Origin of the sequence: Nocardioides ureilyticus (genome assembly GCF_051280745.1) — a bacterium.
GTDB lineage: Bacteria > Actinomycetota > Actinomycetes > Propionibacteriales > Nocardioidaceae > Nocardioides.
In genome coordinates, this window is record NZ_JBNCOG010000017.1 from 1 (window position 1) to 24,177 (window position 24,177).

Consider the following 24,177-nt stretch of genomic DNA (forward strand, 5'->3'; position numbering starts at 1 on the left):
ACCCCCCCCCCCCCCCGCCCCGGCCTGCCCCCCCCCCCCCCCCCCGGGGGGGGGCCGCACCGCCCCGACCGGCTCGTCGCACCGGACGCCACCGAGGAGGGGGAGTACGCCGCGCTGCTGGGCGCCGCCGACGCCTCCGCCGCCCTGCTCGAGGGGCCGGGCCGCCGGGTGGTGGTCGTGGCCGAGCTCGACGACGCGGCCGACCCCGACGGGAAGGTGGTGCTGCAGCAGGTCGTCGCCGTGCACGCCGACGTCGAGGACCGCGCCCCCGACGCCGACCCCGACGAGGACCTCGCCTGGTTCGCGACCCAGGAGATCCCCTTTCTCATCGGGTGCTGACCTCATCGTGGGCTGAGCCTCGTACCGTGGGATCCATGGACGCCATCACCACGCCGCCGGTCCCGGTCAACGAGCCGAACCTGACCTACGCCCCGGGTAGTCCGGAGCGGGAGGCATTGTCGGCGGAGATCGCCGTGCTGGAGAAGGACCGTAGGGACCTGCCGGCGCGGATCGGTGGGGAGTGGCGGGCCGGTGGTGGTGGTGAGATCGAGGTGGTGCAGCCGCACGACCACCAGCACGTGCTGGGGGTGATGCGGAACAGCACGCGCGCCGATGCGGAGGCCGCGGTGGAGGCTGCGCGGGCCGCGGCGCCGGGGTGGCGGGGCCTGCCGTTCGACGAGCGGGCGGCGGTGCTGTTGCGGGCGGCGGACCTGTTGGCGGGTCCGTGGCGGCAGCGGTTGAACGCGGCGACGATGCTGGGGCAGTCGAAGACGGCGTTCCAGGCGGAGATCGACGCGGCGTGCGAGCTGATCGACTTTTGGCGGTTCAACGTCGGCTACGCGGCGCAGATCATGGGCGAGCAGCCGATCGCCAACAGCCCCGGGGTGTGGAACCGCACCGACCACCGGCCGTTGGAGGGGTTCGTCTACGCGATCACGCCGTTCAACTTCACCGCGATCGCGGGGAACCTGCCCACGGCGCCGGCGTTGATGGGCAACACGGTGGTGTGGAAGCCCTCGCCGACCCAGCAGCTGGCGGCGTCGTTGACGATGGAGCTGCTGGAGGAGGCGGGGATGCCGCCGGGGGTGATCAACATGCTTCCCGGCGACGGGCTGGAGGTCTCCGAGGTGACCCTGTCCCACCCGGACCTGGCGGGGATCCACTTCACCGGTTCCACGCCGACGTTCCAGCACCTGTGGCGCACGGTGGGGGAGAACATCGGCTCCTACCGGTCCTACCCGCGGCTGGTCGGGGAGACCGGCGGGAAGGACTTCGTGCTGGCCCACCCCTCGGCCGACCCGGACGTGGTCCGCACCGCGCTCGTCCGGGGCTCGTTCGAGTTCCAGGGGCAGAAGTGCTCGGCGGCCTCGCGGGCCTATGTGGCGCGGTCGGTGTGGAACGCGATGCGTGACGACCTTGTCGCGGAGGTCGAGGAGATCGCGATGGGCGACGTCCGGGACTTCTCGAACTTCATGGGGGCGGTCATCGACGACCGTGCGTTCGCCAAGCACGAGGCGGCGATCGCCCGGGCGCGGGAGACCGACGGCCTGGACGTGCTGGCCGGTGGCCAGAGCGATGACTCGGTGGGCTGGTTCGTGCGGCCCACGGTGATCGAGGGTGGCGACCCGACCGACGAGATGTTCAAGACCGAGTACTTCGGCCCGATCCTGGCGGTCCACGTCTACGAGGACGGGGACTTCGAGAAGGTCGCGCGGCAGCTGGAGGGCTTCGCGCCGTACGCGTTGACCGGTGCGGTGATCGCGCGGGACCGTCGGGCGATCGCGTGGGCCAGCGAGGAGCTGCGGTTCGCGGCGGGCAACTTCTACGTCAACGACAAGCCCACCGGCGCGGTCGTGGGGCAGCAGCCCTTCGGCGGTGGCCGGGCGTCGGGGACCAACGACAAGGCCGGCGCGCCGGTCAACCTGCTGCGCTGGACCAGCCCCCGCTCGATCAAGGAGACCTTCGTCCCGCCGACCGACTACCGCTACCCCTACATGGGCTGACCGGGACGCGTCGGGGAGGATGGCGGGCATGGTCCCGCTCCACCTCGGCGCGCTCCACCCGGTGGAGCAGGCGCTGACCCTGGCCCTGGCCTTCGGGCCGTTCCTGGTGCTCGGGCTGGTGGTCCTCCTCCGTCGCCGCCAGGAGCGCGACGAGGAGCAGTGAGCCGGGCTGGGACCGGGTCGGCGAGCGCCGGCTCAGCGGCTGAGGTACTCCCGGCCCACGGTGTTCTCCACCTTCAGCGACTTCAGCAGCATGTCGCCGACGAGCGACTCGATCTTGCCTCCCACGAGGGGGATCGAGACCCGGATGGTCATCTCGATCTGCTCGACGGTCCGTCCGCCCTCCTCGACGAGCCGCACGTGACCGCTCATGTCGCCCGGCTTGCCCGGGATGGTGACCACGACGGTGGCCTCGGTGGGCGAGGTCCAGGTCTCCTCCTGGACGATCTCGATCTCCTCGCCGACGAACTTCTTCGCGAACGACGGGATGCCGGCCGCCGTCTGCCACTGGTCGATGCGCACGGAGGCGCCCGTGGCCAGGTCGCCGCCTCGGGGCTGGACCGTCACCTGCTTGCGCAGCACGCCGCTGCGGTCGCACACCTCCTCGCGGAACGACGCGTCGGTGAGCATCGCGTAGACGTCCGCCGCGGGTGCGTCGTAGGTGAGGTCGTGCTTGATGGTCGTGGCCATGTCAGGCCCCTTTCAGGTACGCGACGCCGACGCCGTGCTCGGCGTCCAGGCCGGCGGTGATCTTCTCGGACATGAGCTTCTCCAGCTTCCCGCCGAGGAGCGGGACCTTGACCGTCACGTCGAGCTCCACGATCTCGCGGGTGCCGGACCCCTCGGCGCGCAGGGTGACCGTGCCGGACACGGTGGCCGGCTTGCCGGGGGCCTCGATCCGCACCGTGCCCCCGGTCGGGTCCGCCCATGCCTCGTGCTGCACCGCCCGGGTCGTCTCGCCGGCGAAGGTGCGGGCGAACGACGGCAGGTCGTCGGTGCGCTGCACCTGGTCCACGGTGAGGGTGAACCCGTTCCCGGTGCGCTCGAGCGAGACGTCGGCCGACACGACACCCATGGCGACGCAGGCGGCCTCGCGGAACGCCGGGTCGGCCAGCATCTCGAAGACGGCGGGGGGCGGGGCGTCGTACCGGAGCTCGTGGCGCAACCTCATGGGCGCCATCATGCCGTCCGGCCCGTCGGTGCCGACACAGCCGTGTTGAGGGGCCGTCGCGGAGCGTCTACGGTCGCTGGCGTGTCAACGGCGACGCACCACCCCGACAACAAGGCCGAGCTGCTCGGCAAGGCGATCGAGCTGGCGCGGGCGGGCCGCGGGAGCGGCGGGCCGCCGCACGACACGGTGGACGGGCTGGTGCGCGGCTACTACCGCCACGTCCCGGCGGAGGACCTGGTCGACCGCAACCCGGGCGACGTCTACGGCGCCGTCGCGTCGCACTACCGCCTCGCCGAGCAGCGCCCCCAGGGCCGCGCCGCCGTCCGGGTGCTCACCCCCACCCTGGCCGAGCACGGCTGGTCGGCCGGTGGGCACTCGGTCGTCGAGGTCGTCATCGACGACATGCCGTTCCTCGTCGACTCGCTCACCATGGAGCTCTCCCGCCAGCAGCGCGACGTCCACGTCGTCATCCACCCGCAGGTCGACGTCCTCCGCGACGTCACCGGTGCGCTGCAGTCGGTGACGCCGGTCGAGGACGGCGCCAAGGAGCCGGCCAACGGTGCGTGCCGCGAGTCGTGGATGCACGTCGAGATCGACCGGGTCCGGGAGGGAGACGACGTCGCGGCGATCGAGGAGGACGTCCAGCGGGTCCTCACCGACGTCCGGGAGTCGGTCGAGGACTGGGAGAAGATGCACGCCCAGGTGCACGACGTCGTGGCCGGCCTCGAGGAGGACCCGCCGCCGCTGGACGCCGACGAGGTCCGCCAGGCGCGTGAGCTGCTCCAGTGGCTGGGAGCGGAGCACTTCACCTTCCTCGGCTACCGCGAGTACGACCTGGTCCACGAGGACGGCGAGGACCTGCTCCGCGCGGTGCCCGGGACCGGCCTGGGCATCCTGCGCTTCGACCCGACCGAGCCCCGGCGGCTGCCCGAGCCGGTGCGCCGCAAGGCGCGGGAGAAGACGCTGCTGGTGCTCGCCAAGGCCAACTCGCGCGCGACCGTGCACCGCCCGGCGTACCTGGACTACGTCGGCGTCAAGAAGTTCGGTCCCGACGGCGAGGTCGTCGGCGAGCGCCGCTTCCTCGGGCTCTTCTCGAGCGCGGCCTACACCGAGTCGCTCATGCGCATCCCGCTGGTGCGGGAGAAGGCCGCGGCGGTGCTCGCGCGGTCGGGCTTCGACCCGCGCAGCCACGCCGGCAAGGCGCTGCTGAACACGCTCGAGACCTTCCCGCGCGACGAGCTCTTCCACACCCCCGTCGACGAGCTGGCGCCGATCGCGGGGGCCGCGATGCAGGCGCGCGAGCGCCGCGCGGTGCGGATGCTGGTGCGGCCCGACGTCTACGGCCGCTACGTCTCCGTGCTCGTCTACCTCCCGCGCGACCGCTACAACACCGCCGTCCGGCAGCGGTTCGCCGAGCTCCTGCAGCAGCAGCTCGGCGGCGAGTCGGTGGAGTTCACCGTGCGCATCGACGAGTCGACGACCGCCCGCGTCCACTTCGTCGTCCACCTCCCGCCCGGCGGGAGCGGTCGCGAGGTCGACACGGCGGACCTCGAGCGCCGGCTCACCGACGCCAGCCGCAGCTGGCGCGACGACTTCCTGACCGCGGTGCACAGCGAGTACGGCGAGGAGACGGGCTCCGCGCTCGGGCGGCGCTACGCCGGCTCCTTCCCCGAGGCCTACAAGGAGGACTTCTCGGCCCGCACCGCTGCGGTCGACCTCGGCCGGCTCGAGGCGATCGAGGGCGAGGAGGGCATCGACCTCGCCGTCTACGAGCAGGTCGACTCCGGCCGGGGCGAGGCCCGGCTGAAGATCTACCGGATCGGCGAGCCGCTCTCGCTCTCGACCGTGCTGCCGATGCTCTCCTCGCTGGGCGTGGAGGTCGTCGACGAGCGCCCCTACGAGCTGGCCGGCCTCGACCGGCCCTCCTTCATCTACGAGTTCGGCCTGCGCCACGGGGACGCGCTCGCGCCGGGTGCGCGGGAGCTGGTGCAGGAGGCGCTCCGGGCGACGTGGGACGGCTTCAACGAGACCGACGGCTTCAACGCCCTCGTCCTGGGCGCCGGCCTGAGCTGGCGGCAGGCGACCGTGCTCCGGGCCTACGCGAAGTACATGCGGCAGGGCGGGTCGCCGTTCTCCCTCGAGTCGATCCACGACGCGCTGGCGCAGCACACGGCGATCACCCGGCTGCTCATCGAGCTGTTCTGGACCCGCTTCGACCCGGCGTTCCCCGACAGCCAGGACCGGGGCCAGGACCAGGGCAAGGACCGCGACCAGCGCCAGGCGGAGCTGCGCGAGAAGATCAGGGCGGCGCTCGACGAGGTGGCCAGCCTCGACCACGACCGGATCCTGCGCTCCTACCTCGCCCTCGTCGCCGCGACGCTGCGCACCAACTTCTTCCGCCCGGAGGACGACGTCCCGGGCGGTCGGCCCCGCCCGTACATCTCGTTGAAGATGGACCCGTCGCAGGTGCCGGACCTCCCGGCGCCGCGCCCCCGCTTCGAGATCTTCGTCTACTCGCCGCGGGTGGAGGGGGTCCACCTGCGGTTCGGCTCGGTCGCCCGCGGCGGCCTGCGGTGGTCCGACCGCCGCGACGACTTCCGCACCGAGGTGCTGGGCCTGGTGAAGGCCCAGATGGTGAAGAACACCGTCATCGTCCCGGTCGGTGCGAAGGGCGGCTTCTACTGCAAGCAACTGCCCGACGTCACGCGGGACCGCGACGCCTGGCTCGCGGAGGGGGTGGCGTGCTACCGCACGTTCATCCGGGGGCTGCTCGACCTCACCGACAACCTGGTGGACGGCGACACGGTCCCCGCGCCGCACGTCGTGCGCCACGACGGCGACGACAGCTACCTGGTGGTCGCCGCCGACAAGGGGACGGCGACGTTCTCCGACATCGCCAACGAGGTCGCGCAGGACTACGGCTTCTGGCTCGGCGACGCCTTCGCCAGTGGTGGCTCCGCGGGCTACGACCACAAGGCGATGGGCATCACCGCCCGCGGCGCCTGGGTGGCGGTCCAGCGCCACTTCCGGGAGCGGGGCATCGACTGCCAGACCGAGGACTTCACGGCGGTCGGCATCGGCGACATGTCCGGCGACGTGTTCGGCAACGGGATGCTCTGCTCCGAGCACATCCGCCTGGTCGCGGCCTTCGACCACCGCGACATCTTCCTCGACCCTGACCCGGACGCCGCCACGTCGTACGCCGAGCGCACCCGCCTGTTCCAGCTGCCGCGCTCCAGCTGGCAGGACTACGACGAGGAGCTCATCTCCGAGGGCGGAGGCGTCTGGTCGCGCTCGGCGAAGTCGGTGCCGGTGAGCCCACAGGTGCGCCGGGCGCTCGGCCTCCCCGACGACGTCGAGCGGCTCCCGCCCAACGAGCTGATCCGGGCCATCCTCACCGCACCGGTCGACCTGCTGTGGAACGGCGGCATCGGCACCTACGTGAAGGGCTCCGACGAGGACCACGCGGCCGCCGGTGACAAGGCCAACGACGCCATCCGCGTGGACGGCTGCCACGTCCGCGCCCGCTGCGTGGGCGAGGGCGGCAACCTGGGCCTGACGCAGGCCGGGCGCATCGAGTACGCGCGGCAGGGGTGCGGCGGCGAGGGCGGCCGGATCAACACCGACTTCATCGACAACTCCGCGGGCGTCGACACCTCCGACCACGAGGTCAACCTCAAGATCCTGCTCGACCGGGTCGTCCGCGACGGCGACCTGACCGGCAAGCAGCGCAACGCCCTGCTGGCCGAGATGACCGACGAGGTCGCCGAGCTGGTGCTGCGGGACAACTACGAGCAGAACCTCGCCCTCGCCAACGCGCAGGCCCACGCTCCGTCGATGCTCCACGTCCACGAGGACTGGATGCGGCGCCTCGAGGGTGACGGCGTCCTGCAGCGCGAGGTGGAGGGGCTGCCCACCCGGGCCGAGGTGCGCCGCCGGCTGGAGCGGCACGAGGGGCTGACCGCGCCGGAGCTGGCCGTGCTGATGTCGTGGACGAAGATCGTCCTGGCCGACGAGCTGCTCGCCTCCGAGCTGCCCGACGATCCCTACCTCGCGATCGACCTGCGCGCCTACTTCCCGCAGCCGGTGCGCGAGGGCTTCGCCGAGCAGGTGACCCACCACCCGCTGCGCCGGGAGATCATCGTGACCCAGGTGGTCAACGACCTCGTCAACGGTGCCGGCATCACCTACTGGCCGCGGCTCGCGGGCGAGACGGGTGCGGACGCCACCGAGCTGACCCGGGCCAACTTCGTCGCCCGGGAGATCTTCGCGTCCCTGCCCCTGCGCCTGGAGCTGCAGGGGTGGGACAACAAGCTGGACGCCCGCGTCCAGACGCGGATGCGCATCGAGATGCGGACCCTCGTCGAGCGCGCCTCACGGTGGCTGGTCACCAACCGGAGGCCACCGCTGGACAGCCAGGCGACCGTCGAGCAGTTCCGGCGGCCGGTGCAGGCGGTGATCGGCCGCCTGCCCGAGCTGATGACCGGCCGCGAGCTCGCCGCGTGGGAGCGTCGGCGCGACGAGCTCACCGCCGACGGCGTGCCCGAGGAGCTCGCCGCACGCGTCGCGGTGCTCGCTCCGGCCTACATGGTCCTCGGCATCGTCGAGATCGCCGCCCGGGAGTCGATCGACGCCGCCGACGTGGCGCGCGTGCACTTCACCCTCGGCGAGCGGCTCGGCATCCCGGCGATGGTGGACCGGATCCTCTCCCTGCCGCGCAACGACCGGTGGCAGACCATGGCGCGGGCGGCGCTGCGCGACGAGCTGCACTCGGTGCACGCCCAGCTCACCGGCCAGGTGCTCGCGTCCACCTCGCCCGACGACCCGGCGCCGGTGCGGGTCGCGGCGTGGGAGGAGGCCGACCGCACCCTGATCGGCCGGGCCGCGGACACGCTGGAGGAGATCTGCGCGGACGACACCGCCGACCTCGCGCGCATGTCGGTCGGCCTCCGCGTCGTACGGGGGCTGCTCACCTGAGCCCGGTCCGTCCGGCGGGCGAGGCAACCGGCCGGGCGGCTCGGCGCGTTCTTCCGTGCCACCTGTTCCCGTCTCTTCCGCGTTGCTCTCGCGGTCGCCGGTGAGGCCGCCGCCGCGGAGGACGCGCTGCAGAGCGCCTACGCGAAGGCCTACGCCGCCTGGCCGCGGGTCTCCACGGCCGCGGACCCGGAGGCCTGCGTCCGGCGCATCGTGGTCAACGAGGTCGTCGGCTGGGTGCGACGCCTCGGGCCGGATCCCAGGGGCTCGCCCCGGTGTGCGCCGGCCGCGGCATGGTCGCGCGCTGGTGGATGGAGCTGCGGATGACCAGTGCGTCCGACAGGGACACGGTCGGGTCCGCTGCACGAACAGCCTGGCGCTTGGACAGCGGCAAGTGTCGAGGCGCTTGCCGCAGGTCGCGGAGGGGTCACTCCTCCACGGTTGCCTTCACCACCGGGCCAGTGGCTTGAGTGCCACGTTGCCAGAGCTGCTCTGGCCCCCGGGAGTAGGTGACGGCCATCCCTCTGATCACTACGCGACCTGGTCGCCTCGGCGTCACCGTCATCGTGATGGTCGTCGTAGCGGCAGGGGTGAGCCGGACTCGTTGACCCTCCACGTCGGTGACCGTCTCGCACGACCGAGCGGGTGTCCCACTTGCTGACATGAACGGGATGGTCTTGCGCTGGCATATGGCGAAGGTGACGGAAGCGTCGGCGGTATTGGTTGCGACGCGCGCCCTGATCCGCTCCACAGTGATGGTTTCGGGATCCTGGTGGATGGAGCGCTGCACCATGTCGAAGGTCACCGGGTGGAGGTTCGCGGTGGTCTGCTTGATGCCCAACCCGTTGCCAACGGGCGTGAACGTGGTCGGCTTGGTCCACCACAGGGAGTACGCCAGCACCAGTCCAAGAAGTAGGAGGACGGTGAGCCCACCGGCGACCCACCGACGACTGAGCCGTCGCAGTGGGTGAGTCCGAGAGGAGTGCTCGGCTCCACCTTCGGCCTGCTGCTGAGCCGCGCCTCCGGTCTCCGACATGGCCACAGTATGAGGTGCCGGATGGACTGGTCGGCACGCATCTGAGCCGTCGATGCACATCCCGCCCCTCGGCAGGGCTCGACGCAGAAGACTCACCTGTCCGTGCAGCAGCCCCTCCGCCCGCAACCGCCACAGAGCGAGGCGGCCACGCCATACGTTCCAGGTGCCTGCCGGGGCCGTCCGACCCGACCTCCTAGGCTCGCCGCTGTGAACGGAGTGGTCGCGGTCGACGGTGTCCGCGTCGCCGCCCTGGTGAGCGTCGTCGTGGCGCTCGTCGGGTACGGCGGGGTCGCGGCCGCCGTGCTCTTCCTCGTGCTCGGCGGGACGATGGTGCCGCGGGTGGCCGGCGCGCCGGCCGCCCTGGACGGCGCCTACTGCCTGACCATCCTCGTCGCCGCCTGGGCCGCCGTCCTCGACTGGTACCTCGCCGTGCCGTGGCTCGACGTGGTGGTCCATGCCGCGGCGACGGGGCTCATCGCCGCCGTCGTCCAGTGGGTGCTCGTCCGGGCGGGCATGGCGTCGACGCCCGACGATGCGCAGCCGCGGCACCCGCGCGCCGCGGTCGCGGTGCTCACCGCGGCGATGGGCACCGCCCTGGCCGTCGTGTGGGAGCTGTGCGAGTGGTTCGGGCACACCTACCTCGACGACCGGATCCAGGTCGGGTACACCGACACCCTCGGCGACGTCACCGCCGGCATGGTCGGCGCCGCCGTGGCAGGCGCGCTCCTCGGCGGAGGCGTGCTGCTCCGGGGAGCCCGCGCGTGAGCCAGGTGGGGCGGACGGCGCCGACGGTCAGCGTCGTCATCCCCGCCCGGGACGATGCCGTCGCCCTGCGCCGCTGCCTCGCGCTGCTCGCCCGGCAGACCGTGGCGCCGCTCGAGGTGGTGGTCGTCGACAACGGCTCCACCGACGACACCGCGGCCGTCGCCCGCGCCATGGGCGCCAGGGTGGTCGAGGAGCTGCGGGTCGGCATCCCGCCCGCGGCGGCCACCGGGTACGACGCGGCGACCGGCGACGTCGTGGCCCGCCTCGACGCCGACTCCGAGCCGGGGCCGCGCTGGGTCGAGCGGGTGGCGCGGAGGATGGCCGACCCCCGGCTGGACGCGGTGACGGGGAGCGGGACGTTCCGCGGACTGCCCAAGGGCGTCGGCCTCCTGGCCTCCGCGCTGTACCTCGGCGCCTACTACCTCCTCACGCACCTGGCCCTCGGGCACACCCCGCTGTGGGGCTCCAGCATGGCCGTGCGGCGCAGCACCTGGCAGGAGGTGCGCCACCAGGTCCACCGCGACGACCCCGAGGTCCACGACGACATGGACCTGGCCTTCGTCCTCGGGCCGCAGCGCCGCATCCGGTTCGACCCGGCGCTGGCCGTCGGCGTCTCAGCGCGGAGCCTCCACGGCCGGGCCCAGCTGCGGCGGCGGCTCGACCGCGCGCGCCGGACGATCGAGGTGAACTGGGCGGTGCAGCCGCCGTGGCTGCGGTGGCAGGACCGCTTCCGCCGGGGGCTGTAACGACAAGTTCGCCACCGTTCCTGCACGCTGCAGCGTGCAGACAGAGCAGCGGACGTCGCGTTACATCCGGAGACCCCTCAGCGCAGCGCGACGTAGATGAAGAGCTGGGTCACCAGGAAGCCGGTGAGGTAGTTCAACCACAGGAACCGCCGCCAGCCGGCGTGCGCTGCCTCGCAGGTGGCGTCGGTGATGCGGAGGTACGGCGCCACGTTCGCGACGTACGGCAGCACGAGCACCGCCGCGAGTGCCCCCGGCCAGCCGCAGGCCAGCAGCACCGCGCCGGACGCGACGTAGGCGGCCAGTGCGAACCACACGGTGCCCCGCGCCCTGATCACGGTGCCGATCGAGGCGATGCCGCCCGCGCGGTCGGCCGTGACGTCCTGGACCGCGCCGAAGGCGTGGGAGCCGATGCCCCAGAGGAAGAAGCCGACGACGGCGGCGACCGTCGTCGTGGTGGCCGGCGCGTCGGCCAGGGTCAGGCCGAGGACGGCCGGGCTGACGAAGTGGGTGGAGGAGGTGAGGGAGTCGAGGAACGGCCGCTCCTTGAACCGCAGCACCGGCGCGGAGTAGGCCACCACCGCGGAGACGCTGATGCCGAGCACGAGCGCCGACAGGCGGTCGCCGGCCACGAGCAGGTAGGCCACGAACGGGACGTTGCTGACGACCGCGGCCCCGATGGTGACCCGGTGGACCGAGCGGTCCAGGACGACGCCCTCGACCCCGCCCTTGCGCGGGTTGCGCAGGTCGGACTCGTAGTCGAAGACGTCGTTCACGCCGTACATCAGCAGGTTGTACGGCACCAGGAACCACAGGGTGCCCACGACGAGGCGGAGGTCGACGCCGCCACCGGCGAGGAGGTACGCCGCGGCGAACGGGTAGGCGGTGTTCACCCACGACAGCGGCCGCGAGGAGGCCAGCACCTGTCCCCACGCCTGCCTCCCCACGCTCACTGGTCCTCGTCCCCGGTCAGCAGCAGCCACAGCGCCGGCAGCGCGAGCACGGCTGCGAGCGGCCAGGCCAGGTCCTCGACGGGCGCCTTCCACAGCAGGAACGCCGGCTCCGCGCCCTCGCCGTACCGGAAGAGGTCCGCGGCGATCATCAAGCTGTCGAAGACCACGGTCAGGACCGCCAGCACCGCCGCGGTCAGCGCGGTCGCCGCCCACCACCGCGGCCCCGGGCGACGGCGGACCACCGCCACCGCGAGCAGCGCGGCCGAGAGCGCCAGGAAGATCCCGGCGAGGCCGGCGTAGGTCATGCCGGTTCCCGTCGGCTCGGCGGGCGGTGGCGGACGTGGTGGGGGACGTGGTGGAGGAGGCGGTCGAAGAGGCGGTGCAGCACCATCGTCAGGTAGCAGAGGAAGACGATGAAGAAGAGCTCCTCCAGCGGCAGCTCGGGCGCGAGCTCGATGCCGGTCATCGCCGGTGACTCGCCCCGGTGGTACATGTCGGCGCCGATCGCGACCAGGTCCCACACGAGGAAGAGCACGGTCCCGACCGCCACCACGACCAGCGCCGGCCGTGGCCGGGCGAAGAGGAAGAGCCGCCACCGGTGGTCGACGAGTCCCATGCAGACCGTCGGCACCAGGATGGCGAGCAGGTACAGGACGCTCATGCGCCCCCTCGTGGGAAGACGGTCCGTGGGGAGGGAGTGCGGGTCGGTGCGGGGGAGGGGCCGCTCGACCGGTCCCCGCGGAGCCGCTTGAGGACCAGCTCGGCGGAGATCAGGCACATCGGCAGGCCGATGCCGGGCCGGGTGGCGTAGCCGGCGTACAGCAGGCCGTCGACCTTCCGCGAGGCGTTGCCGGCGCGGAACATGGCGCTCTGCTTCAGCACGTGGCCCGGCCCGAGCGCGCCGCCGTGCCAGGAGCCGAGGTCCTCGGCGAAGTCCGCGGGGCCGATGGTGCGGCGGACCTCGATCCGTTGGCCGAGGTCCGGGACGCCGGCCCAGGCAGCGATCTGCCCGATGGCGGCGTCTGCGGCCTTCTCGACCGCCGGGTCGCCTGCACCGTCGACCCCGCCACGTCCGATGCCGGGGTCCGCGGGCACCGGGACCAGCACGAAGAGGTTCTCCTTGCCCGCCGGTGCCACGGTGTCGTCGGTGGCGCTCGGCCGGCACACGTAGACCGACGCCGGGTCCGGCACCCGCCGGCGGCGGCCGAAGATGTCGTCGAAGTTGGCGGTCCAGTCGCGGGTGAAGAACAGGGAGTGGTGCGCCAGCTGCGGCAGCTCGCCGTCCACGCCGAGCAGTGCGAGCACCGCGCCGGGACCGGCGTCGCGCTTGCGCCACCACGGCTCCGGGTAGGTCTGCAGGTCCCGGGGGAGCAGCCCGGTCTCGAGGTGGTGGAGGTCGGCGGCGCCGACGACCACGTCGGCGGCCAGGTCCCGCACCACGCCGGTGCCGTCGACGTACGACACCCCGCGCGCGGCCGCGACGGCCCCGTGGCCGCGGACCCGCTCGACCGGCCGGGTGAGGACCTGCGTCACCGTGGCGCCGGTCCGGACGCGGACCCCGTGCTGCTCGGCCAGGCGCGCCAGGGCGTCGACGAGCGTGGTGAACCCGCCGCGGGGGTAGAGCACGCCGTCGGCGAGGTCCATCGAGCTCATCAGGTGGTACATGCTCGGCGCACGCTCGGGGGAGGTGCCGAGGAAGACAGCCGGGTAGCCGAGGACCTGGCGCAGCCGGGGGTCGCGGAAGCGCGCGGCGACGTGGCTCCGCAGCGAGCGGGTCAGCAGCTGCCCGAGGCGCGGGCCGTTGCGGAGCACCTGCGCGCTCAGCATCGCGGCGGTCGACTCGAAGCTGGTGTAGAGGAACTGCTGGACGGCCAGGTCGTAGACGTGGCGGGCAGAGTCGAGGTACGCCGCGAGGGCGGCGCCGGCGCCCGGCTCCACCGACTCGAAGAGCGCGAGGTTGGCGTCGCGGTCCGCCGCGATGTCGAGCGGCTGCTCGTGCCCCTCGAAGAAGACCCGGTAGCCGGGGTCGAGCCGGACCAGGTCGAGCTGCTCGGCCGACGACGTGCCGAGCATCCTGAAGAAGTGGTCGAAGACCTCAGGCATGAGGTACCACGACGGGCCGGTGTCGAAGCGGAACCCGTCGACCGACCAGCTGCCCGCCCGTCCGCCGAGCTCGTCGCGCTGCTCGAGCAGGTCCACCGACCACCCGTCGGCGGCGAGCAGGGAGGCGGTCGCGAGACCGCTGAGCCCGCCGCCGATGACGACGGCAGAGCGTGGGCTGCTCATCGGGCGCCTCGGACGAGGGTGCGGGCGACCACGCGCGCCTTCGCGGGCGCGGGCACTCGCACGCGCTCGCTGCGGATCCGCTCCGCCGGTGTCTCCCGCAGCCGGCGGCAGAGCTCGGCGAAGAGCCCGTGCGCCAGGAGCACGGCATTCCGGCAGCTCGCGGGCAGTGCCGGGATGGCGGCGGCGGCAGCGGCCAGGTCCGCCTCGATGTCGCAGAGCAGCTCGTCGCGGGTGCGGTCGTCGAGCCGGTCGGGATCGAGGCCGGGGAAGTAGTGCCGCCCGAGCTGGTGGTCGTCGGCGGCGAGGTCGCGCAGGAAGTTGACCTTCTGGAACGCCGCGCCCAGTCGCTGCGCGCCGGGCGCCAGCTCGTCGTAGGTCTCCTGCGCCCGCGGCTGGCCGGCGAGGAAGGCCCGCAGGCACATGAGCCCGACGACCTCGGCCGAGCCGAAGACGTAGCGGGCGAAGGACTCCTCGTCGTGCTCGACGCGGAAGAGGTCGGTGCGCATCGAGGAGAAGAACGGGTCCACCAGGGACCGGTCGATGCCGCAGGAGCGGGCGGTGCGGGCGAAGGCGTGCACCACGAGGTTCGCGCTGTGGCCGGTGCCCATCGCCGTGCGCACCTCGGTCTCGAGCTGCTCCAGGACGCCCGCCTGATGGGCGCGGGTGCCGTCGGGGCGGGGCGCGTCGACGACCTCGTCGGCGACCCGGACCAGCGCGTAGACGTTGCGGACGTGGGTCCGGACCGGCTCCGCGAGCAGGCGGGTGGCCAGCCCGAAGGAGGACGAGTAGCGCTTGATGACGACCGCGGCGGCTGCCTCGGCGACCCGGTCGTAGTCGTCGGCGGCCGCCCAGCGACCTGGCCGGTCGTCTCCCGGCTGGGGGGCGGCCAGGTGGCGGGCGTCGTCGCTCACGCGCCGGCCCCGACCCGCTCGAACCAGCCGGCCGCCTCCAGCTCGGCCGCTTGCTCCCGCAGCCACGGGCTCAGGGCCCAGGGAGCCGCCCGCAGCGCGGCGCGGACCTCGTCGAGGGGGAGCCACCGGCTCTCCTCGACCTCGTCGGGGTGGTGGCGGGGCGTGCCGTCGGTCCGGGCGACGTGGACGGGGCAGATCTCGTTCTCCACCACGCCGCCGGGGTCGACGGCGCGGTAGCGGAACTCCGGCAGCACGCAGTGCACGTCGGTGACCTCGAGCCCGAGCTCGTGGGCGGCGTACCGGTGCACGGCGGCGACGGGGTCCTCGCCGGGACGCGGATGGCCGCAGAAGGAGTTGGTCCACACGCCCGGCCAGGTCCGTTTCGTCACCGCTCGCCGGGTGAGGAGCAGCCGGTCCTCCTGGTCGAGCAGGTAGCAGGAGAAGGCCAGGTGCAGCGGGGTGTCGGTCGTGTGCACCGTCGCGCGCGGGGCCGTGCCGCACGGGCTCCCGTCGGCGTCGAGGAGCACGACGAGGTCGCCGGTCGCCTCGACGTCCGGCCCGTCAGTGGGTGCCGTGGTCACGTAGAGGTCACCCTCCCTCCCGATCGTGGGCGGCCTCGCGGCCACCGTAGCGGCACGCACGGCGTGCCCGGCCCAGATACCCGGCAAGGTGCGCGCTCATGCGTTCGGGTGAGGTGTCCGGCGTCCTCGCCGGGGCGGACGGGTCTCGTGCCGCGACCGTCCCGGTCTGTCTAGGCTGCCGCACTGTGGGGTTTGCGGGAGAGAACTCGGACCGGGGCAGACCCGGCGGACGCCGGAACGCCATCGAGGTCTCGGGGGTCGCCAAGGCGTACGGCGACCTGCGCGCCGTCGACGGCGTGGACCTGCAGGTCGCCGAGGGCGAGCTCGTCGGCATCCTCGGGCCCAACGGCGCGGGCAAGACCACGCTGCTCGAGGTCATCGAGGGCCTGCGCCGCCCCGACGCCGGGTCGGTGACGGTCCTCGGCGAGCCGGTGTGGCCGCGCAACGCCGGTCTCCTGCGCCGGGTGGGCGTCCAGCTCCAGGCCTCGTCCTTCTTCGAGCGGCTCACCGCCCGCGAGCAGATCCGGACCTTCGCCTCGCTGTACGGCGTGGGCGCCGGGCGCGCCGACGAGTGGCTGGAGCGGGTCGGCCTCGTCGAGAAGGCCGACACCCGGGTCGAGGGGCTCTCCGGCGGCCAGGCCCAGCGGCTCTCCATCGCCTGCGCACTGGTGCACGACCCCGAGCTGGTCTTCCTCGACGAGCCGACGGCGGCCCTGGACCCCCAGGCCCGGCGGAACCTGTGGGACCTGCTGTCCGGCATCCACGAGGCGGGCCGCACCGTGGTGCTGACGACCCACTACATGGACGAGGCCGAGGCGCTCTGCGACCGGGTGGCGATCATGGACGCCGGCCGCGTGCTGCGGATGGACACCCCGACCGCGCTCGTGCGCGGCCTCGACGCGCCGGCCCGGATCACCGTGGCTCCCGGCCAGCTCTCGGTCGACGAGGCGCGGTCGATGGACGGGGTGACCGACGCGGCCGACACCCACGACGGCGTCGTGGTGACGACCCGGGAGCCGACCACCGTCGTCGCCGCGCTCGCGGCGACCGCCCGGCTCGACGGCGTACGCGTGCAGACCGCCACCCTCGAGGACGTCTTCCTCGACCTCACCGGCCGGGAGTACCGCGCATGAGCGCCTTCGGGGCCCTGTCGGTCGCGATCGTCCGCGGGTTCGTGCGGGACCGGGCGTCGGTCTTCTTCTCGATCGTCTTCCCGCTGATGTTCCTCGTGCTGTTCGGTGGCCTCCTCGGGAACCAGGGACAGTCGGAGGTCGACCTGGTGCAGGTGGGCGAGGTGGCGCTGCTCGAGGAGATGGGCGAGGACGCGCGCGAGGCCTTCGACGACACCTTCGACGTCGAGCGCTCCGACGACCTCGACGAGGCCGTCGAGCAGGTGCGCGCCGGCGACGCCGACGTCGCGATCGAGATGCGCGGCGACACCCTGGTGGCGCACTACACCGAGACCGACCAGGTGAAGGCCGCGGTGACCCAGGGAGCACTGCGCGCCTTCGTCGACGGGACGAACGTCGCCGTCGCCGGCGAGCCGCCGCGCTTCAGCCTGGTGACGGAGCGGGTCGAGGACGAGTCGCTCGAGACGATCCAGTTCGTGACGCCCGGCCTGCTCGGCTGGGCGATCGCGATGAGCGCCGCCATCGGGGCGGCCGCGACCCTGCAGGGCTGGCGCCAGTCGAAGCTGCTGCGCCGGCTCCAGCTCGCGCCGGTCTCGACCCGCACGGTGGTCGCCGCCCGGGTCGTCGTGACCCTCGGCATCGCCCTGGTCCAGCTGGCCATCTTCGTCGGCCTGGCGGCCGGTGCCTTCGGGCTGCAGCTGCGGGGCGCCTGGTGGATGGCGCTGCCGCTCATCGCCGTCGGCACGCTGTGCTTCATGGCGATCGGTCTCCTCGCGGGCGCGGTCGCCCGGACCACGGAGGGCGCGGTCAACGCCGCGAACTTCGTCGTCCTCCCGATGGCGTTCCTCAGCGGCTCGTTCTTCCCGCTCGACGGTGCGCCGGCGTGGCTGCGGGGCATCGCCCAGGTGCTCCCGCTCAAGCACCTCAACGAGGGCATGCTCGACGTCATGGTGCGCGGCGAGGGTCCGTCCGCCGCGCTGGTGCCGATGGCGGTCCTCGCGGCCTTCGCCGTCGTCGTGACGCTGGTCGCCGCACGGGTCTTCCGGTGGGAGGGCGCATGAGGCCGCGGATGCCCCTGCCGATCCCCACCGGCCTGCTGCACACGCCGGCGGCCATCGCCCGGCGCGCGCTGCGCCGCCCGAGCCCGCTCGCCGGGCGGACGGTCCTGGTCACCGGCGCGAGCTCCGGCATCGGGGAGGCGACGGCGGTCGCGGTCGCCGCGCGAGGGGCGCGCGTCCTCCTCGTGGCCCGACGCGCCGACGAGCTCGAACGGGTCCGCGCCCGCATCGGCGAGGCCGCCACGGCGTACGCCTGCGACCTCACCGACGGCCCGGCCGTCGACGCGCTGGTCGAGCGGCTGCTGGCCGAGCACGGCACGGTCGACTACCTCGTCAACAACGCCGGCCGCTCGATCCGGCGCAGCCTGGCGCTGTCCTACGACCGGTTCCACGACGTGGAGCGCACGATGGCCGTCAACTTCCTCGGACCGGTCCGGCTGACCCTCGGGCTGCTGCCCGCCATGCGTGCGCAGCGCTTCGGCCACGTCGTGAACGTCGTGACCTGGGGCGTGCAGGTGAAGGCGCCGAAGTTCTCCGCCTACATCGCCTCCAAGACGGCGCTGGACACCTGGAGCCGGATCGCCGGTCGCGAGACGTTCTTCGACAACGTCACCTTCACCAACATGCGGTTCTCGCTGGTCCGGACGCCGATGACCGCACCGACCGAGGCGTACGCCGGCCGCGGGGCCACGCCGGAGCAGGCCGCCGCCCGGGTGGTCCGGGCCCTCGAGGACCGGCCGCTCACCGTCGGGACGGCCGTCGGCGCGGCCGCGGAGGTGCTCAACCTGGTCGCGCCGCGGGGGAGCGACGCGCTGCTGGCGACCGTCGACCGGCTCTTCCCGGACTCCAGGGCGGCGAGCGGCGGGGGCCCCGACGCGTGTGAGATCGGTCGCCGATCCCGGCGAACCTGAGTGCGGCGCGGGTGACCCGGGTTACGGTCGTGCGTCCACGATCCACGGACCCGTCTCGGGAGACCTCAGTGCGCGCGCCCCACATCGGTGCCCCGCAGTCGACGGACGAGGGCCGCACCCTCGCTCCGGCTGCGTTGGCCGACATGTCCCTCCCCGGGCTCCGGGCCTACCGCCAGCAGCTGCTCGCGGAGGACGACCGGGTGTCGTACTGGCGGCGGCTGGTCCACGCCCGGCTCGACCTGCAGGAGGCCGGCCGCAAGCAGGACGGTCCGCTCGACGCCGGCCAGATCGCGGCGGCGCTGCGCGAGACGGGCGCCGGCAGCAGCCGCCAGGTCTTCGCGCCGATCGCCAGCCAGGCGCCGCTGCCGTCCATGCCCGCCCTGCGCCGCTTCTGGGACCACGAGACGCTGCCCGAGGACCTCGACGCATCCCTCGAGGACGTGGAGGAGGAGCTGAGCGCCTACCGCCGCGCGGTCCACGCCCGCCTGGACGAGGCGACCGAGGAGCTCGTGCGGCGCTACCGCGAGGCCCCCGCCAGCGCGCTCGACCTGCTGCCGGACCTGGTCGAGGAGGCGGGGTGAAGGGTGCCGAGGCGCTCTGGGAGGCCTACGCCGCCAGCAGCGCCGAGGACGACCGCAACCGGCTCCTCGTCCACTACGCCCCGCTCGTCAAGTACGTCGCCGGCCGCCTGGCCGCCACGCTGCCCACCCACGTCGACGTCGACGACCTCCTGTCGGACGGCACGATCGGCCTGGTCACCGCCGTCGAGCGGTTCGACCCCACCCGGTCGACCGACTTCGCGGACTTCGCGATCAAGCGGGTGAGGGGGGCGATGATCGACGGGCTGCGCTCGTGGGACTGGCTGCCACGGACGATGCGCAGCCAGGTCAAGGAGCTCGAGGCCGCCACCGAGCGGCTGTACGCCGAGCTCGGCCGACCGCCGACGGACCGGGAGGTGGCCACCGCGCTCGGGATCGCGGTCGACGAGGTCGGCACCCGACAGCGGTACCGCGACGAGGCCCGCGCGGTGCCGCTGCCGATGACGGACGTGGTGACGCGGTCGGTCGCCGGGGACGGGGATGTCCCGGTCGGGGCCGAGGAGCGGCTGCCCGCCGTGCTGGTCCGGGAGCTGCGCTGCCTCCCGGAGCGCGACCAGGTGCTCATGGCGCTCTACTACTTCGAGCGGCTCACCATGGCCGAGATCGGCCGGGTGCTCGGGGTGAGCGAGTCCCGCGTCAGCCAGCTCCACCACCGGATCCGCCGCGAGCTGCGGTCGCGCCTCGCCGGCGACGCGCCTCAGTAGTCCCGGGTCAGGTGGCCGCCGGCCTGCGCCGCCTCGAGGTCGATGCCGGCGGACCAGTACCAGCCCTGGCCGGCGTCGCAGCCGAGGTCGCGCAGCACGGCGACCTGGGCCTCCTCCTCCACGCCCTCGGCGACGGTGCGCATCCCGAGGCCGTGCGCGAGGCCGACGACCGACCGGGCGATGGCCCGGGCGGCGCGGGAGGTGGCCAGGTCGCGCACGAAGGAGCGGTCGATCTTGAGCACCCCCACGGGGAGGTCCTGCAGGTAGGCCAGGGCGCTGTGGCCGGTGCCGAAGTCGTCGAGGGCCACCTGGTGGCCGGCATGGGCGAGCGCCTGAAGGGTGGCGATGCTGACGTCGGAGCGGGTCACGAGGGTCGCCTCGGTCACCTCGAGGACGAGGTCGCGCGGGGCGAGACCGTGCTTCTCGACCGCTCGCTGGAGCTCGTCGAGGAGCGCCGGGTGGTCGAGCGTGCGGGCGGAGAGGTTCACCGCGACGTACCGGTCGGGGGCCATCGCGCCGAGTGCCCGCAGGGTCGCGAGGTCCCGGGCGGCGTTGTGCACGCTCCAGAAGTCGAGCTCCGCGGCGATGCCGCTCTCGAGCGCCACCGGGACGAACCGGTCGGGGGAGACGGGGCCCACTGCGGGATGCCGCCAGCGCGCCAGCGCCTCCGCACCCAGCACCGCGCCGGTGTGGAGGTCGACGATCGGCTGGTACACGTGGTGCAGCTGCCCCTCGGTGAGGGCTGCGCGGAGGTCGTGGCTGAGCCGGTACCGGTCCTCCGCCGACGACGCCAGGCTCTCGTCGAAGAACCGGATGGTGCGGCGCCCGGCGCTCTTCGCGGCGTACATCGCGGCGTCGGCCTGGCGGAGCAGCTGCTCCGAGGACTCCGACGGCGAGAGGGCGATGCCGACCGAGGCGCTGGCGAGCAGGCGGGCGCCTGCGCCGGGAACGGGCTCCTCGACAGCGCCCAGCAGTCGCTCGGCGACGCCGCCGACGTCCTCGGCGGTGACCCGCTCGCACACGACCACGAACTCGTCGCCGCCGAACCTGGCCACCAGGTCGCCGGGGCGCACCGAGGCCTGGAGACGCGCGGCGACCTCGCGCAGGACGTCGTCGCCGGCGCTGTGACCACGCGCGTCGTTGACCACCTTGAAGTGGTCGAGGTCGATGAAGACGACCGCCGTCGAGTCCGGCGAGCGCTCGAGCGCTCGCCGGACCCCGTGCTGCAGCTCCGCGCGGTTGGGCAGCCCGGTGAGGGTGTCGTGGGAGGCGGCGTGCGCGAGCTCCCGGGCGGCCGAGTGGCTCGCGGTCACGTCGGAGACCAGGGCGAGCGAGCCCTCGAAGCCGGTGTCGTCCCGGAGCGGCGTCGCCGAGACCGAGAAGTGGCGCACCTGGCCGTCGGGGTGGGGGTACTCGAACTCGTACCGCTCCGGACCCGTGAGGCCGCGGTTGGTCAGCCGGTCCATCACCATCTCGAGGGTGGGCCCGTCGAAGAGGTCGGCCGGGGAGATGGAGTACGCCTGCTCGGCCGTCAGGCCGGTGATCTCCAGCATCCGAGAGTTGACGAAGGTCGTCCGACCGTCGCGCGCAGCCACCCAGATGCCCTCGTCGGCGTTCTCGACGATGGCCCGGTAGCGGGCCTCGGAGGCCGCCAGCGCCTGCTGGGCCTGGACCTGGTCGGTGATGTCCCGCAGGTTGCACACCAGCCCGCCGACGGGGCTGTCGAGCAGGTTCGTGATGGTCTCCTCGACGTGGCGCCAGCTGCCGTCCGCGGCCAGGACCCGCACCGTCGCCGTCCTGGTGCCGCCGTCCCGGACGACGCCCTCGAAGGTCTCCGCGAGCCGTTCGACGTCGTCGGGATGGACGAAGTCCCAGCCGCTGCGCATCAGCTCGTCGTGCGCGGAGTAGCCCAGCATCGCGTTGACCGACGGGGAGATGAAGAGCAGCCGCCCCTCGCCGTCGACCACGATGGCGACGTCCGTGGCCCGTTGGGCGAGCGCGAGGAAGAAGTCCTCCTGCTGCTGACGCCGGCGCTCGAGGTCCTTGAACCGGCTGAGGTCCTGGACGAACGCGGCGGCGCCGACGACCTCGCCGTCCTCGTCACGGAGGAGGTTGGCGTCCACGAGCACCGGTACCGGTCGGCCCCCGCGGCCACGGAGCACCGGCTCCACCTGGACGGTCTCCGTGCGCTGCGCCAGCAGGTCCGCCAGGGCCGGGTGCGCTGCACCCGGGTCGCTGGCGTGGGTGAGATCCGCGATCTGCCGGCCGACCAGCTCCTCGCGCGGCACGCCGAGCAACCGGCAGAACGCGTCGTTCACCTCGGTGAGCCGGGCGTGCGTGTCGGCCGTGGCTTGGGGGAGGGCCGACTGCTCGAACCGGGCCCGGTGCTCGGTGGTGCGCAGGTCGCGCTGCGGTCCGGTCATGCGACCCCTCGGGGCCCCGCCTGCGGGGCCAGCGCGATCCAGCCGGTGCCGGGCCCGTTCGCGACCTCGGCGAGTGCCGCCCGCGCGGCCTCCAGGGCGACGGCCGGACCTGCGGGCCCCACCGCGGCGAGCCCCGCGTGGACCAGCACCGGCGCCTGGGAGCCACCGGTCGTGCGCTCCCCGAGCAGCCGCGTCATCCGTCGCCACGCGACCGCGATGGGAACGGTCCGCATCACCACGAGGAGGTGGGTGTCGTCGATGGTGACGACCTCGTCCGAGGTGCGGATCGAGGCCTCGACCTCCGTGACGAAGACAGGCGTGTGGGCGGCGAGGTCGGCTCGCCGCAGGGTCCCGCCGAGCCTCAGCAGGCACAGCGCGTCACCGGCGGTGACGGGCGCCTTGCAGAGGTCGAGCTCGTCGCGCCAGGGTGCGGGCGTCGGGCTGGCCCCGGCCGACTGCACCGACTGCACCGACTGCGCCGACTGCGCCGACTGGGACGCCCAGGTCGCCGTGACCAGGCCGGCGAGGTCCTCGAGCAGGGCGAGCTGCGTCGCCAGGTGCGCAGCGACGTCCTCGGTGGCGAGCCGGGCCGAGTGGTCGGAGGGTGCCGCGTCGAGACGGGCCCGGGCCTCGCGGAGCACGTCCAGCGCGACGCTGGGGGTGGCCGCCTCGCGCGCCTCGCGGACCGCGTCGTGGACGGCGGTCCAAGAGGCCAGCAGCGTCGCCGTGTCGGGGAGTGGCGCGAGGGTCATGGGGGCTCCGTCAGGTCAGGTGGGGGGACACCACACCATCGGCCGCGCCGGCCCTCTACTTGAGGGTCTGTACCCACCGAACTCGCATTCAGCTCGCCTTCTTTGCCGCCGCCTTCTTCGCCGGCCGCTTGCGGGCCGCCCCGTCCGCGGCGGAGGCCTTCTTCGACGTGCTCTTCCTCACACCCCGGTCGCCCGTGCCGGAGCCCTCTTTGGCGCTGTCCTCCTGGGAGGTGGCCTTCTTGGCAGCGCCCCTCTTCGCCGGGCTCTTCTTCACGGCGCTCTTCTTCGCCGGGCTCTTCTTCGCCGGGCTCTTCTTCACGGCGCTCTTCTTCGCAGCACCCGTCGTCGCGGGGCGGCCCTCGTCGGGCTCCTCCTCCGACGTCGCGGCGTCCTCCCCGCGGGCGGTCCTCGCCGCGTCGACCGAGCGCTGCAGGGCGGCGAGCAGGTCGACGACCTCCCCGGAGGACTTCGTCGAGGTGGGCGTCCGCTTCACCTCACCGCCCTCGACCTTGGCGCGCACCAGAGCCTCGACCGCCTCGGCGTAGTCGTCCTCGTACTCCTCGGGCTCGAAGTCCCCGGCGAGCGTCTCGACGAGCATGCGGGCCATGGTGACCTCCTGCTCGCGCACCTCGCCGGCCTCGACGTTGAAGTCGGGGGTGCGGATCTCGTCGGGCCACATCATCGTCTGCAGCACGATGACGTCGTCGCGCACGCGCAGCACCGCGACGGAGGTCCGCTGGCGCAGCGCCACGGTGACGACGGCCATCCGGTCGGCGTCGAGCAGGGCCTGGCGCAGCAGCGCGTAGGGCTTCGCGCCGGACTTCTCCGGCTCGAGGTAGTAGCTCTTCTCGAACAGCATCGGGTCGATCTGGTCCGACGGCACGAACTTCTCGACCGCGATCTCGCGCGAGGACGTCGACGGGAGCTCGGCGAGGTCCTCGTCGGAGAGGATCACCATCTCGCCGTCCTCGGTCTCGTACCCCTTGGCGATGTCGGCGTACGCGACCTCCTCACCGTCCAGCGAGCAGATCCGCTGGTACTTGATGCGCCCGCCGTCCTTGGCGTGGACCTGCCGGAACGACACGTCGTGCGACTCCGTCGCGGCGTACAGCTTGACCGGCACGCTGACCAGGCCGAAGGACACCGCACCCTTCCAGATCGCTCGCATGGGGTAAGG

At 73.2% G+C, this 24,177-nt stretch carries 23 protein-coding genes and 1 pseudogene; 12 read left to right on the plus strand and 12 right to left on the minus strand.

The genetic code is table 11. From position 1 onward, the window contains the following. The 3 genes from ACSMHG_RS10995 to ACSMHG_RS11005 all read left to right on the plus strand — a co-directional run. The coding region (locus ACSMHG_RS10995) for a DUF6912 family protein (RefSeq protein ID WP_435744773.1) at positions 1 to 339 on the plus strand (339 nt) is incomplete at its 5' end. A gap of 35 nt (positions 340 to 374) precedes the next feature. Further along, entirely contained in the window at positions 375 to 2,003 is a 1,629-nt protein-coding gene (gene pruA, locus ACSMHG_RS11000; protein WP_435744776.1) for an L-glutamate gamma-semialdehyde dehydrogenase, read from the plus strand. 28 nt (positions 2,004 to 2,031) lie between these two features. Further along, entirely contained in the window at positions 2,032 to 2,166 is a 135-nt protein-coding gene (locus ACSMHG_RS11005; protein ID WP_435744778.1) for a hypothetical protein, read from the plus strand. Between the two features lie 32 nt (positions 2,167 to 2,198). Here ACSMHG_RS11005 and ACSMHG_RS11010 read toward each other — a convergent pair whose 3' ends face one another. Together ACSMHG_RS11010 and ACSMHG_RS11015 are read right to left on the minus strand one after the other, a co-directional pair. Then, positions 2,199 to 2,693, minus strand: coding sequence for a DUF2505 domain-containing protein (locus ACSMHG_RS11010; RefSeq protein ID WP_435744780.1), 495 nt, complete (start codon positions 2,691 to 2,693; stop codon positions 2,199 to 2,201). A 1-nt stretch (position 2,694) separates the two neighbouring features. Further along, complete coding sequence (locus ACSMHG_RS11015) at positions 2,695 to 3,174, minus strand: DUF2505 domain-containing protein (RefSeq protein ID WP_435744782.1); 480 nt, start codon at positions 3,172 to 3,174, stop codon at positions 2,695 to 2,697. An 81-nt stretch (positions 3,175 to 3,255) separates the two neighbouring features. Here ACSMHG_RS11015 and ACSMHG_RS11020 point away from each other — a divergent pair, with 81 nt between their 5' ends. Then, the gene (locus ACSMHG_RS11020; RefSeq protein ID WP_435744785.1) at positions 3,256 to 8,151 is read left to right on the plus strand and encodes an NAD-glutamate dehydrogenase; all 4,896 of its coding nucleotides are present in this window, start codon (positions 3,256 to 3,258) and stop codon (positions 8,149 to 8,151) included. A gap of 69 nt (positions 8,152 to 8,220) precedes the next feature. Next, positions 8,221 to 8,475 (plus strand): annotated as a pseudogene (locus ACSMHG_RS11025) (sigma factor); the annotation flags it as partial. Positions 8,476 to 8,575: 100 nt separating this feature from the next. Here the strand turns inward: ACSMHG_RS11025 and ACSMHG_RS11030 are convergent. After that, positions 8,576 to 9,049, minus strand: coding sequence for a hypothetical protein (locus ACSMHG_RS11030; protein WP_435744787.1), 474 nt, complete (start codon positions 9,047 to 9,049; stop codon positions 8,576 to 8,578). A 342-nt stretch (positions 9,050 to 9,391) separates the two neighbouring features. Here ACSMHG_RS11030 and ACSMHG_RS11035 point away from each other — a divergent pair, with 342 nt between their 5' ends. After that, positions 9,392 to 9,949, plus strand: a complete 558-nt coding sequence (locus ACSMHG_RS11035; RefSeq protein ID WP_435744789.1) for a DUF2238 domain-containing protein — start codon at positions 9,392 to 9,394, stop codon at positions 9,947 to 9,949. Next, on the plus strand, positions 9,946 to 10,695 hold the full coding sequence (locus tag ACSMHG_RS11040; RefSeq protein WP_435744791.1) for a glycosyltransferase family 2 protein: 750 nt from the start codon (positions 9,946 to 9,948) through the stop codon (positions 10,693 to 10,695). The genes ACSMHG_RS11035 and ACSMHG_RS11040 overlap by 4 nt, the downstream gene beginning before the upstream one ends. A 77-nt stretch (positions 10,696 to 10,772) precedes the next feature. On the opposite strand, the gene ACSMHG_RS11045 is transcribed toward ACSMHG_RS11040, so the two are convergent. The 6 genes from ACSMHG_RS11045 to idi are packed head-to-tail and all read right to left on the minus strand — an operon-like array spanning position 10,773 to position 15,423. Next, the gene (locus tag ACSMHG_RS11045) at positions 10,773 to 11,645 is read right to left on the minus strand and encodes a prenyltransferase (RefSeq protein ID WP_435744793.1); all 873 of its coding nucleotides are present in this window, start codon (positions 11,643 to 11,645) and stop codon (positions 10,773 to 10,775) included. Then, positions 11,642 to 11,950 (minus strand): lycopene cyclase domain-containing protein, encoded by a 309-nt coding sequence (locus tag ACSMHG_RS11050; protein WP_435744795.1) that lies wholly within the window; start codon positions 11,948 to 11,950, stop codon positions 11,642 to 11,644. The genes ACSMHG_RS11045 and ACSMHG_RS11050 overlap by 4 nt, the downstream gene beginning before the upstream one ends. Next, positions 11,947 to 12,306 (minus strand): lycopene cyclase domain-containing protein, encoded by a 360-nt coding sequence (locus ACSMHG_RS11055; RefSeq protein WP_435744797.1) that lies wholly within the window; start codon positions 12,304 to 12,306, stop codon positions 11,947 to 11,949. The genes ACSMHG_RS11050 and ACSMHG_RS11055 overlap by 4 nt, the downstream gene beginning before the upstream one ends. Further along, on the minus strand, positions 12,303 to 13,931 hold the full coding sequence (crtI, locus tag ACSMHG_RS11060; RefSeq protein WP_435744800.1) for a phytoene desaturase family protein: 1,629 nt from the start codon (positions 13,929 to 13,931) through the stop codon (positions 12,303 to 12,305). Before crtI ends, ACSMHG_RS11055 begins: the two co-directional genes overlap by 4 nt. Further along, positions 13,928 to 14,842, minus strand: a complete 915-nt coding sequence (locus ACSMHG_RS11065) for a phytoene/squalene synthase family protein (protein WP_435744802.1) — start codon at positions 14,840 to 14,842, stop codon at positions 13,928 to 13,930. Before ACSMHG_RS11065 ends, crtI begins: the two co-directional genes overlap by 4 nt. Beyond that, positions 14,839 to 15,423, minus strand: coding sequence for an isopentenyl-diphosphate Delta-isomerase (gene idi / locus ACSMHG_RS11070; protein WP_435744804.1), 585 nt, complete (start codon positions 15,421 to 15,423; stop codon positions 14,839 to 14,841). Before idi ends, ACSMHG_RS11065 begins: the two co-directional genes overlap by 4 nt. A gap of 185 nt (positions 15,424 to 15,608) precedes the next feature. Here idi and ACSMHG_RS11075 point away from each other — a divergent pair, with 185 nt between their 5' ends. The 5 genes from ACSMHG_RS11075 (at position 15,609) to ACSMHG_RS11095 (ending at position 19,825) form a co-directional block, all read left to right on the plus strand. After that, positions 15,609 to 16,556 (plus strand): ABC transporter ATP-binding protein, encoded by a 948-nt coding sequence (locus ACSMHG_RS11075; protein ID WP_435744806.1) that lies wholly within the window; start codon positions 15,609 to 15,611, stop codon positions 16,554 to 16,556. Beyond that, complete coding sequence (locus tag ACSMHG_RS11080; protein WP_435744808.1) at positions 16,553 to 17,614, plus strand: ABC transporter permease; 1,062 nt, start codon at positions 16,553 to 16,555, stop codon at positions 17,612 to 17,614. The genes ACSMHG_RS11075 and ACSMHG_RS11080 overlap by 4 nt, the downstream gene beginning before the upstream one ends. 8 nt (positions 17,615 to 17,622) lie before the next feature. Next, positions 17,623 to 18,522, plus strand: coding sequence for an SDR family NAD(P)-dependent oxidoreductase (locus ACSMHG_RS11085; protein WP_435744810.1), 900 nt, complete (start codon positions 17,623 to 17,625; stop codon positions 18,520 to 18,522). Between the two features lie 68 nt (positions 18,523 to 18,590). Next, on the plus strand, positions 18,591 to 19,103 hold the full coding sequence (locus ACSMHG_RS11090) for an RsiG family protein (RefSeq protein ID WP_435744813.1): 513 nt from the start codon (positions 18,591 to 18,593) through the stop codon (positions 19,101 to 19,103). Then, positions 19,100 to 19,825 carry a FliA/WhiG family RNA polymerase sigma factor gene (locus tag ACSMHG_RS11095; protein ID WP_435744815.1) on the plus strand — a complete coding sequence of 242 codons (726 nt, stop codon included), beginning with the start codon at positions 19,100 to 19,102 and terminating at the stop codon, positions 19,823 to 19,825. The genes ACSMHG_RS11090 and ACSMHG_RS11095 overlap by 4 nt, the downstream gene beginning before the upstream one ends. Here ACSMHG_RS11095 and ACSMHG_RS11100 read toward each other — a convergent pair. The 3 genes from ACSMHG_RS11100 to ku form a co-directional block, all read right to left on the minus strand. Beyond that, complete coding sequence (locus tag ACSMHG_RS11100; protein WP_435744817.1) at positions 19,819 to 22,248, minus strand: sensor domain-containing protein; 2,430 nt, start codon at positions 22,246 to 22,248, stop codon at positions 19,819 to 19,821. The two genes, ACSMHG_RS11095 and ACSMHG_RS11100, sit on opposite strands and share 7 nt — an antisense overlap. Then, complete coding sequence (locus tag ACSMHG_RS11105; RefSeq protein WP_435744819.1) at positions 22,245 to 23,000, minus strand: hypothetical protein; 756 nt, start codon at positions 22,998 to 23,000, stop codon at positions 22,245 to 22,247. Before ACSMHG_RS11105 ends, ACSMHG_RS11100 begins: the two co-directional genes overlap by 4 nt. A gap of 88 nt (positions 23,001 to 23,088) precedes the next feature. Next, entirely contained in the window at positions 23,089 to 24,168 is a 1,080-nt protein-coding gene (gene ku / locus ACSMHG_RS11110) for a non-homologous end joining protein Ku (protein WP_435744821.1), read from the minus strand. Between the last annotated feature and the right edge of the window lie 9 nt (positions 24,169 to 24,177).